Source organism: Bartonella sp. AP11XZML, assembly GCF_042196445.1.
In the GTDB taxonomy this organism is placed as follows: domain Bacteria; phylum Pseudomonadota; class Alphaproteobacteria; order Rhizobiales; family Rhizobiaceae; genus Bartonella.
The window spans coordinates 1-9,880 of the sequence record NZ_JBHIQF010000083.1; the positions used below are offsets into that span (position 1 = coordinate 1).

The following is a 9,880-nucleotide window of genomic DNA, read 5'->3' on the forward strand; positions in this document are numbered from 1 at the left end:
CCCCCCCCCTCAAACGACAACACTTCATCAGGCTCAACAAATCAAGCCCTGCCCTCAAATATTCTAGCTCTTCACTCCCCCTAAAAGAGCAGTGTTTTACGGCATAATAGAATAGAAAATTCTTGATTGTTCTTGCCAATCTTCTGAAATTACTTTATCACTTAAAGTGTAATTTTGGTCGTCTACGCAACGATCAATAGGGATTAAAAACCCGAAGACTTGACACATAAATTTATCCCGCTTTGCGGGTATCCCGGGATTCCGGGAGATTTTGCTATGTCCAGGTGCTTTGGCACTAAAAGCAAAAAGCTGAGTCAAGTCAGTGTTTTTAACTCCCGGAATACCAATGCGAGGGCGCTCGCAACCGGAGGGGGGCTTGAAGTGCCAACTAAAAATCCACATTTTATCGACATTTTGATAGGCAAAAGAATCCGTCATAGACGCATTTCCATGGGACTTTCCCAAAAAGAATTAGGAAGCCATTTAGGTGTCAGTTTCCAACAAATCCAAAAATACGAAAAAGGCTTCAATCGTGTAAGTGCCAAATGTTTACTGGAAATTGCTCAAAAACTAGAAGTTCCTATGAACTTTTTTTATGCAGACATTGCCACAAAAGAAGATCTTCCAACAAAAGAAACCCTCTTACACCACAATCAAGAAACCTATAGCGAAAAAGAATACACTCTGTTGAGAAACTTTAGAGAGCTCCAGCCGAAAAAACAAAAAGCAATCTTGTGGTTGATTTCTGATTAGGCAAAAGCACAACGATCAACATTATTCAATAATATATCAAACAACAAAACATCCTTAAATCAAATTCAAACCAACACACCATCCCCCTGTTTTACGGCATAATAGAATAGAAAATTCTTGATTTTTCTTGCCAATTTTCTGAAACTACTTTATTACTTAAAGGGTGAGTTTGGTCGTATACGCGACGATCAATAGGGAACTGAAAGCCCGAAACCTCGATACATAAGAATGAACCCACTCTTGTGGGTGTCCCGGGATTCCGGGAGATTTTGCTATGTCCAGGTGCGATGAGCACTAAAAGCAAAATGCTGATTCGAGGTCAGTGCTTTCAGGCTCCCGGAATACCAATGCGAGGGCGCTCGCAACCGGAGGGGGGCTTGAAGTGCCAACTAAAAATCCACATTTTATCGACATTTTGATAGGCAAAAGAATCCGTCATAGACGCATTGCAATAGGGCTTTCCCAAAAAGAATTAGGAAGCCATTTAGGTGTCAGTTTCCAACAAATCCAAAAATACGAAAAAGGCTCAAACCGTGTAAGTGCCAAATGTTTACTAGAAATAGCCAAAAAACTAGATGTCCCCATACACTTCTTTTATGCAGACCTTGCCACAAAATAAGATCTTTCAACAAAAGAAACTCTCTTACACCACGATCAAGAAACCTATAGCGAAAAAGAACAGGCACTTTTAAAAAACTTTAGAGAACTTCAGCCGAAAAAACAAAAAGCAATCTTGTGGTTGATTTCTGATTAAGCAAAAGCGCAACGATCAACATCATTCCATTCATATTCCCTTAAGTCGAATTCAAACCAGCACACCCCTTCAAAGAGCAATGTTTTACGGCGGATAAACGGCATTTCTCTTTAACGCTTTTACGCACAAAGCAATAAAGCAATCCCGCTTGTGACTTCACTTATAACATTGCAAGAAAATAGCTTTCACTACAACCAGAAGTAAAAGAATCCTACGATATTCGAGAACACTCATTTAACATGCAAAAACACCGACCACTCCCTTTGCTTTGCAATAAAATACCGCTGTCTCATCGTGAATTTTTCTAAATCAGCACGCTTCAAAGAGCGGTGTTTATCACATAATAGGATTATCACCGCCCTTTATACCATGAATTTTTCCAAACTTAATCTTCAGGCAAAAATTCCAATCGATCTCCTTGTTTTGTAATTTTCACCGTTGTCTCATCGTGAATTTTTCCAAATAAGATGTTTTCCGCCAGTGGATCTTGAATTTCTTTTTGAATAATCCGTTTAAGGGGACGCGCACCATAGAGCGGATCATAGCCTTTATCGGCAAGAAATTTCCTCACCTCTGGCTCGATTTGCAAAGTTATTTTGCGTTCATTGAGCAAATTTTGCAAATGTTCTATCTGAATATCGACGATAGCTTCCATATCGTGACGTTGCAGCCTTTGAAAGAGAATAATCTCATCAATACGGTTTAAAAACTCAGGACGGAAAGCCGCTTTAACGACATTCATAACATCATTTTTTGCCTGATCTGTTGCTTGTCCTTCAGGCAAAGCAGTTAAAAACTCAGCACCAAGATTAGAAGTCATAATCAGCAAGGTATTGCGAAAATCAACGGTACGTCCTTGACTATCAGTCAAGCGTCCCTCATCCAACACTTGCAACAAGAGATTAAAAATATCAGGGTGTGCTTTTTCAATTTCGTCAAACAGAATGACCTGGTAAGGTCTTCTACGTACAGCCTCCGTCAGCACCCCACCCTCTTCATATCCAACATATCCAGGAGGTGCCCCAATCAGCCGCGCCCCAGCATGTTTTTCCATATATTCCGACATATCGATGCGCAACATGGCATTGGAGTCTTGGAAAAGAAAAGCGGCAAGAGCTTTGGTTAATTCGGTTTTCCCCACACCAGTAGGACCCAAAAACATGAAAGAGCCAAGCGGACGATTGGGATCTTGTAACCCTGCACGCGCGCGGCGTACAGCACGAGAAACAGCTTGAACAGCCTCTCCCTGACCAATCACACGTTTGCTAATTTCATCTTCCATCCGCAACAGCGCCTCCCGTTCTGCCTCCAGCATTCGATCAACAGGAATACCGGTCCAGCGTGAAACAATCCGCGCCACATGTTCAGCAGTAACCGTCTCTTCAACGAGATGATTTTGTTGGTCATCATTTTCCGCAATACTCAATTGTTTTTCGAGTTCAGGGATAACGCTATAAGCGAGCTCTCCAGCGCGTTGGAATTGTCCATCACGTTGTGCAATAGCCAAAGCATTACGGGCTTCTTCGAGTTGTTTTTTCAAATCAGCAGCATGCCCTAATTTTTGTTTCTCAGCCTGCCAAGCACTTGTCATCTCAGCGGACTGCTGTTCCAATGTTTTCAGTTCCTCCTGCACATTTTTCAAACGTTCTTTTGCTGTTGGCTCGACATCTGTTTTCAAAGCTTCCCGTTCGATCTTCAACTGTAAAATACGCCGATCAACAGCATCGAGTTCTTCCGGCTTTGAATCGACCTGCATGCGCAACCGCGCCGCCGCTTCATCGATAAGGTCAATAGCTTTATCCGGCAAGAAGCGATCCGTAATATAGCGGTTAGACAAACGCGCCGCCGCAATCAAAGCACTATCAGCCAAGCGCACTTTGTGATGTTGTTCATATTTTTCCTTAATACCGCGCAAAATAGAAATAGTATCTTCCAAAGAGGGTTCAGGTACAAAGACAGGTTGAAAGCGGCGTGCCAAAGCAGCATCTTTTTCGACATATTTTCGATATTCATCGAGCGTAGTAGCGCCCACACAATGGAGTTCTCCGCGTGCAAGAGCAGGTTTTAACAAGTTAGAAGCATCCATAGGACCATCAGATTTTCCAGCGCCAACGAGATTATGCAATTCATCGATAAACAAAATGATCTGACCATTTTCAGCTTGCACCTCTGCCAGCACCGCTTTAAGGCGCTCTTCGAATTCCCCACGATACTTTGCACCAGCGATAAGCGCTCCCATATCCAACGCATGAAGCTGTTTATCCCGCAAAGTTTCAGGCACATCGCCATTGATAATGCGCAATGCCAACCCTTCCACGATAGCTGTTTTCCCCACCCCAGGCTCACCAATCAACACGGGATTATTTTTGGTACGCCGTGAAAGCACCTGAATAGTGCGGCGGATTTCCTCTTCCCGCCCAATCACAGGGTCGAGTTTTCCTTCACGGGCATCTTTTGTGAGATCCCGGGCATATTTTTGCAAGGCATCATATTGTCCTTCAGCATGGGGGCTTGTTGCTGTTTTTCCTTTCCGCAGCGCATTAATTGCCCGATTAAGCGCTTGCGGGGTCAATCCTCCACTTGTTAAAATATCGGCTGTTTTTGCGGTCTTTTCCATGATCAGCGCTTGCAACATGCGCTCCACGGTCACAAACTGATCACCGGCTTTTTTCGCAATATCCTCAGCCAGCGCGAAAACTTTTGCCAATGGCTGCGAAAGATAGAGCTGTCCATTTCCCCCCTGCACTTTAGGCAAAGCATCAAGTGCTTCTTTTAGCGCCTTTTGAATAAGAGTAAGATCACCACCAGCGTTTTGGATAAGCGATGCAGCCAATCCTTGAGAATCGTCTAACAACACTTTCAGGAAATGCTCCGGCATAAACTGCTGATGATCAGAAGCAAGAGCGCTATTTTGTGCTGATTGTAAAAAACCCTGCACGCGTTCGCTATATTTTTCCAAGTTCATTTTTTTTCCTTAAATCTCAAGCCATCACCACACTTTAACCTCTCCAATATTCCACAAAAGAAACATCCAGAAAGGATTTTCCAGCCTCTAAAAAACACCGCGAAAAAAGCAGCAAGAAGAAGAACCATAGTGCTAAAAAGAATATGGGTTTCTACAAGCCTCATAGCAAGAGGGAGAAAAAAATACGCTATCATTTTAAATAAAAACCGCAACTTTTCTTATACCCCCCATCATCACTCCCCTTTTTAAACCATCACCCCTAAATTCCACCATTAAACTTAAATTTGAACAGCAGAAAAGGAGCATGCAAAAACACTTTAAACAAAGTAGTCTTTACAGCATATAGTTTAGAGTAAACATTAAAGTATTTTCTCTAATTTTACTTAACAAATCATTGCATTTATGCTTTAATACTTATAAAGTTACACTATTTTTATTAAGATAGAGGATTTGAGTATGTACCATACTGTAAAAAAGGTTATTTTAATACTTTTATTCCTTCTGATAAGTAAACCAAGCTATGCCATTTTTGCCGGCAAAGTTATTACAATAGAGCATGAATGGCTTAAAAATGCATCATTTGATCTATTTGTTTTCACCCAGCAAGTAAATTACGATGGTGGGCCTAACTCCATCTATTTCTGGGGAAATAAATTTGAATTCCAAAATGGAAAAAGTGGACAAATTGGTTTTTTCAACAGGAGCAGCCGTACCATTCATTTTTCTATCTGGAATGCAACGGGATGGAAGGGTAATACATGTAAGCATTTTACTCAGGAAGGTTCAGGAGTACGATGTGAAATTAACTTTCCATGGGAGATGGGACGCAGATATCGATTATATGTTGAAAAAAATGAAAATCTAGTTACAGCGACAGTAGTCGATTTTATAACGGGTAAAAAAGTGAATATTGGGACCATAGAAGTACCAAATACATTTGGACAACTCCGTAAATCTTCAAGTTTTGTTGAAGACCATTCTCGTTGGAAGAGACATCTCTCCTCCTGTTATGATTTAAGTCCACAAAGTTCGATTTTTTTTGAGCCTCAAGGCATAAAACAAAACAAGCTACACGAAGGAAGTCTGAGAGTTTCTAATCAAGGAAAGTGTCGAGATTCTGACTTCATCCAAACATCATGTACATCCAACTTTTGCATGACAAGTATAAGCGACTTTGGAGGTTTAGCCTCGCCTACTACTAAACCAGAAATACCCATTTCCAATGAGAAAGATCTGTCTGCAGAAACAATTTCTAACGTTTTGAAACAAAAAGAGCTTGTCGTTATTCGTTCAAAAAATCGTTCTTGGGCACCCAATATCTTTTTGCCATCTCCTGATTCATTTAAGTGGAAATCAATCTTTATAGATCATCTAGCGGCTTTCAGTTCTACGCTTCACACCACTCACGGCACACAAAAGATAACCACAGGTCAAAAGATTATGTATATGTCTGATGGAAAAACTTGGAAGATTATGAAAAGAAACTAGCTTTTTTCTTCTTGATAAGCCCCTCACTCCCCTTTGAAAACAACTGGGGGTGAGAAAGTTTTTTTTCATTTCCCCACCACGGCTCCCTTTCCCAGTTATTTTTTCGAGCCCTGCTCTCATCCCCTTTAACTTCCCTCGTCACCAGACTTTCCAGGGCATTTTCTCCATTCTCACCCCCTTTCAAAACCACAACACCCTTTAATAAAAGCCTCACCTCCCTCTTCTATCCTTTATTCTTCTTCATCACTTACTTGTGGTGGGGGTGGTAAAATATAAGAGCCTGAAAGCCAACGATTAAGATCAATAGCTCGGCACCGTGTGGAACAAAAAGGATAAGAAGATTTTTGTGACATCTGACCACAAATAGGACAAGGATGCGGAGGACGGGTCTCTTTTTGCAAATTTAGCTCTTTTTGTTCTTGGCACACCTTTGTCATTGGCTTCTTCATTAACTTTTCTTCTATTGCTTTTTTTTCATTTTTGCTTTTCTCTTTTTGTTGCTTTTCACCTTGCATTGATCTTACCTTAAAGTTTTTCTAATGCGTTTGTTCAGCCCAGTGAGTGAAAAGTGGATAGTGATAAGCGGTCAAGAGATCGGCTGTTTCAGCCAAAGGCAATCCCACAACATTAGAATAAGAACCCGTGATATGGACAACAAAAGCCCCTGCTTTTCCTTGGATAGCGTAGCCACCCGCTTTCCCTCGCCATTCTCCTGAAGCAAGGTAAGCCTTCATCATGGCAGAGGTTAAGCGTCTAAAGCGAACACGACTTTCAACCAATTTTACGGTTATTTTTCCACGTTCATTAAGCGCACAAATGGCACCATAGACCTTATGCGAACGCCCAGAAAGGTATCGTAAACATTCATAAGCCTCATCCTCGCTTTCTGGTTTGGGGAAAATGGTCCGCCCAACAGCCACCACCGTATCAGCCGCCAAGATAATCATTTTCTGTCCAGGTAATTTTTCTTGACTATTCTGCAACTCGTCTTGACCATTCTGACTGTACCAGCGCAAAATTTTTTGGGCTTTCAGTGCTTTTTCTTTTGCCAAACGTTTGGCAAGGTTTGCAGGATGTTCTTTTAATTTTGGCGTTTCATCGATATCGCTTGCATAAACCTGCTGGGGATCAATCCCTATTTGTGCCAAGAGCGCTAAACGCCTTGGCGAAGCGGAGGCAAGCACCAAATGAATTTCTTCTGTAAGAGTATCTGCCAAACGTTTTTCCCCCCACTCTCTTATATTTCTCATTTCCACCCCTTCACAATCGACTTCTCTCTCACCCCCTTAAGCGCCTCCTTTTAAGCGCCTCCTTTTAAGCGCTATTGATCTCCTTATCCTTTTTCCGCATCGATTTTACAGTTTTTCAAGGCTCTTCAAACACTCCTCTTTTTTCACTCATGAAAAGCAAACTAAAAAACTGTTAAAAAATAATAGAAATAATATGATAGCTTTTAGAAAAAAGTGCAAGCCACCCACGAGGCTACTTATAGCGATATGTAATACGCCCTTTTGTCAAATCATAAGGTGTCATTTCCACCATGATTTTATCACCGGCCAACACCCGTATACGATTTTTCCGCATTCTACCAGCGGTATGGGCAATAATTTCATGATCATTTTCCAGTTTCACACGAAACATCGCGTTAGGTAAGAGTTCAGTAACGATACCAGAAAATTCTAAAACTTCTTCTTTTGACATAAACAAACATTTCCTTTACAGTGCACATATTTTGTTAAGCTGCGCGTTATTTCCAGCGTTCATATCCTATTTTCTTAAGTTTGTGAATAAAAATTCCACAAAAAGGGAAAGGTTTTTCAAGTTTACTCTTCCATGCTCTCAAAAAACGTCATCCCACACCTTAAGAATCAAAACTTTTTTTTCACCAATTTTACCCGCTAATTTCCTTCAATTTTTATGATGATTTTGGTTTCAGTGTGACAAGAAATTACGCTAATTTTTTCCCCTAAAGCATTTTCCCAACACCTCTGACTAATCCCTCCACAACTTACGAACAATCATCCTCCCTCCAACTTTTCCTCACCTTCCACACCTTAAACATGTGCCCTTCAGATAAACACCACTCCCCCTCACGCCAGAAGCCCTTCCTTTTCTCAAAAACCTTCTCCATTCTTCACTCACCATTCACAACATGCTTCACTGCCCCACACTTCATACTCTATGCATTTCCCATACAGCCTTCCCCATTTTCTCTCTCTTCACACGCTTCCTCTAAGCCACTCCTTCCATTTATGTTGTTCTTCCTACCTTTGAAAACACGATCCCTATACATTGCGTATCATTAACCACAACGCCTCTAACGACATAAAGCCTTTTCCTTTTTTACACATTTCCGTTTTTACGCTTTTACATATTTACAGAATAAAGCCAAATGAAACTTCCACACCGCACCACTCTATAAACAATAGTATTACCCCAGCTTCTTGCCTAGCCAATCTCCCCCAAGCACTTCAGATCACCCCACATCCACGGACTTCAGCCCCCCCTCAAATGACACCACTTCATCAAGTACCATAAAAGCAAAGCGCTATCTCCTCACACCATCCTTCACGCATCCCTTCGCACCACCGCCTCTTACCCCCTCTAGTCTGTTCATTCCTATTCCGCCCCCACATTCTCTTCTCCCTTCAATCTCCAGCAGGCTTCATCCCAGCTTACCACTCCATTCACAAAAACTCTTTCCCCCATTTATCTCACCACATTCCATGCCATGCCAAAAGCATACACCCCACATAAAGTCCCAGCTTCCTTTTTTACACATTTCCGTTTTTACGCTTTTACATATTTACAGAATAAAGCCAAATGAAACTTCCACACCGCACCACTCTATAAACAATAGTATTACCCCAGCTTCTTGCCTAGCCAATCTCCCCCAAGCACTTCAGATCACCCCTCAAACGAGATTATTTCATCAAACGCGACAAAAAAATCCAGCCTAAAATACTCATCATACACTCTAAAAACACCTTGATAAATTGATATGCCTGATATCACTCCCCCTATAAGCTCCCCTTCTAATCATGATTTCGGAGCCGCGTGAGAGGGACAAAACAAGCCGTTAAGTTCTGGGGGTCAAGGACGCCGTTAGGCGCCATGTAATGGTCTCCTTGACCTTAAGAACCAAGGCTTGTTAGTCCTCTCATTAAACGCGGATCTGATGTCATGATTTTGGTGAGCGTTCCGGAGAGTTTGAGAGGCGGAAAGCCTCTCATTAAAAAATAAAGTTTATAAATAAAAACTATTTTTATTTGCCAATCTCCTGAAATTGTTTTATTAATTGGCATGTGATTTTGGTCGTATACGCAACGACCAATAGGAATTTGAAAGCCTGAAAACTCGCTAAACAAAAATCGATACCACTTTAATGGTATCCCCGGAATTCCGGGGGCTTTTGCTATGTCCAAGTATTATAAATACTAAAAGCAAAAGGCTGATCGAGTTCAGTGCTTTCAAACTCCCGGAATACCAATGCGAGGGCGCTCGCAACCGGAGGGGGACTTGAAGTGCAAACTAAAAATCCATATTTTATCGACATTCTGATAGGTAAAAGCGCGATTTATAATCCATATTTCGCACTTTTTTAAAAAGTACCCAATCTTATAGTCTTTGAGATTATTTTGATTTTTCTTGCCAATCTTCTGAAATTACTTTATCACTTAAAGTGTAATTTTGATCGTCCACGCAACGATCAACAGGGAACTAAAAGCCCTAAACCCTAGCGTACAATTGAACCCACTCTTGTGGGTATCCCGGAATTCCGGGAGTTTTTGCTATGTCCAGGTGCGTTTCCGCACTAAAAGCAAAAAAGCTGACTAGGGTTCAGTACTTTTAGACTCCCGGAATACCAATGCGAGGGCGCTCGCAACCGGAGGGGGGCTTGAAGTGCAAACCAAAAATCC

Annotated in this window: 7 protein-coding genes and 1 pseudogene; 3 read left to right on the forward strand and 5 right to left on the reverse strand. The window is 41.6% G+C overall.

Annotated elements, in window-relative coordinates:
- Nucleotides 1–381 precede the first annotated feature (381 nt).
- Both ACFIMG_RS08355 and ACFIMG_RS08360 read left to right on the forward strand, forming a co-directional pair.
- Nucleotides 382–753: a helix-turn-helix domain-containing protein gene (locus ACFIMG_RS08355; RefSeq protein ID WP_375678443.1), complete on the forward strand. Its 372-nt coding sequence runs from the start codon at nt 382–384 to the stop codon at nt 751–753.
- A gap of 382 nt (nt 754–1,135) precedes the next feature.
- Nucleotides 1,136–1,507: pseudogene (locus tag ACFIMG_RS08360) on the forward strand (helix-turn-helix domain-containing protein).
- A 385-nt stretch (nt 1,508–1,892) separates the two neighbouring features.
- Here the strand turns inward: ACFIMG_RS08360 and clpB are convergent.
- On the reverse strand, nt 1,893–4,472 hold the full coding sequence (gene clpB, locus ACFIMG_RS08365; protein ID WP_375678441.1) for an ATP-dependent chaperone ClpB: 2,580 nt from the start codon (nt 4,470–4,472) through the stop codon (nt 1,893–1,895).
- 456 nt (nt 4,473–4,928) lie between these two features.
- Between clpB and ACFIMG_RS08370 the strand changes: the two genes are divergently transcribed.
- Entirely contained in the window at nt 4,929–5,960 is a 1,032-nt protein-coding gene (locus tag ACFIMG_RS08370; RefSeq protein WP_375678440.1) for a DUF3472 domain-containing protein, read from the forward strand.
- Here the strand turns inward: ACFIMG_RS08370 and ACFIMG_RS08375 are convergent.
- From ACFIMG_RS08375 to infA, 4 genes are all read right to left on the reverse strand, one after another.
- Nucleotides 5,944–6,174, reverse strand: a complete 231-nt coding sequence (locus ACFIMG_RS08375) for a hypothetical protein (RefSeq protein ID WP_375678439.1) — start codon at nt 6,172–6,174, stop codon at nt 5,944–5,946. The genes ACFIMG_RS08370 and ACFIMG_RS08375 overlap by 17 nt on opposite strands.
- A 16-nt stretch (nt 6,175–6,190) precedes the next feature.
- Nucleotides 6,191–6,475 carry a DNA gyrase inhibitor YacG gene (gene yacG / locus ACFIMG_RS08380; protein WP_375629124.1) on the reverse strand — a complete coding sequence of 95 codons (285 nt, stop codon included), beginning with the start codon at nt 6,473–6,475 and terminating at the stop codon, nt 6,191–6,193.
- Between the two features lie 21 nt (nt 6,476–6,496).
- A complete protein-coding gene (locus ACFIMG_RS08385) occupies nt 6,497–7,210 on the reverse strand; it encodes a Maf family nucleotide pyrophosphatase (protein ID WP_375678438.1) in 714 nt (237 codons plus the stop codon).
- A gap of 232 nt (nt 7,211–7,442) precedes the next feature.
- The gene (gene infA / locus ACFIMG_RS08390) at nt 7,443–7,661 is read right to left on the reverse strand and encodes a translation initiation factor IF-1 (RefSeq protein ID WP_004857577.1); all 219 of its coding nucleotides are present in this window, start codon (nt 7,659–7,661) and stop codon (nt 7,443–7,445) included.
- Between the last annotated feature and the right edge of the window lie 2,219 nt (nt 7,662–9,880).

Coding starts and splice junctions, on each gene's coding strand:
- ACFIMG_RS08370 (WP_375678440.1), top strand. CDS start 4,929: ATGTACCATACTGTAAAAAAGGTTATTTTAATACTTTTATTCCTTCTG.
- clpB (WP_375678441.1), bottom strand. CDS start 4,472: ATGAACTTGGAAAAATATAGCGAACGCGTGCAGGGTTTTTTACAATCA.
- ACFIMG_RS08385 (WP_375678438.1), bottom strand. CDS start 7,210: ATGAGAAATATAAGAGAGTGGGGGGAAAAACGTTTGGCAGATACTCTT.
- yacG (WP_375629124.1), bottom strand. CDS start 6,475: ATGCAAGGTGAAAAGCAACAAAAAGAGAAAAGCAAAAATGAAAAAAAA.
- infA (WP_004857577.1), bottom strand. CDS start 7,661: ATGTCAAAAGAAGAAGTTTTAGAATTTTCTGGTATCGTTACTGAACTC.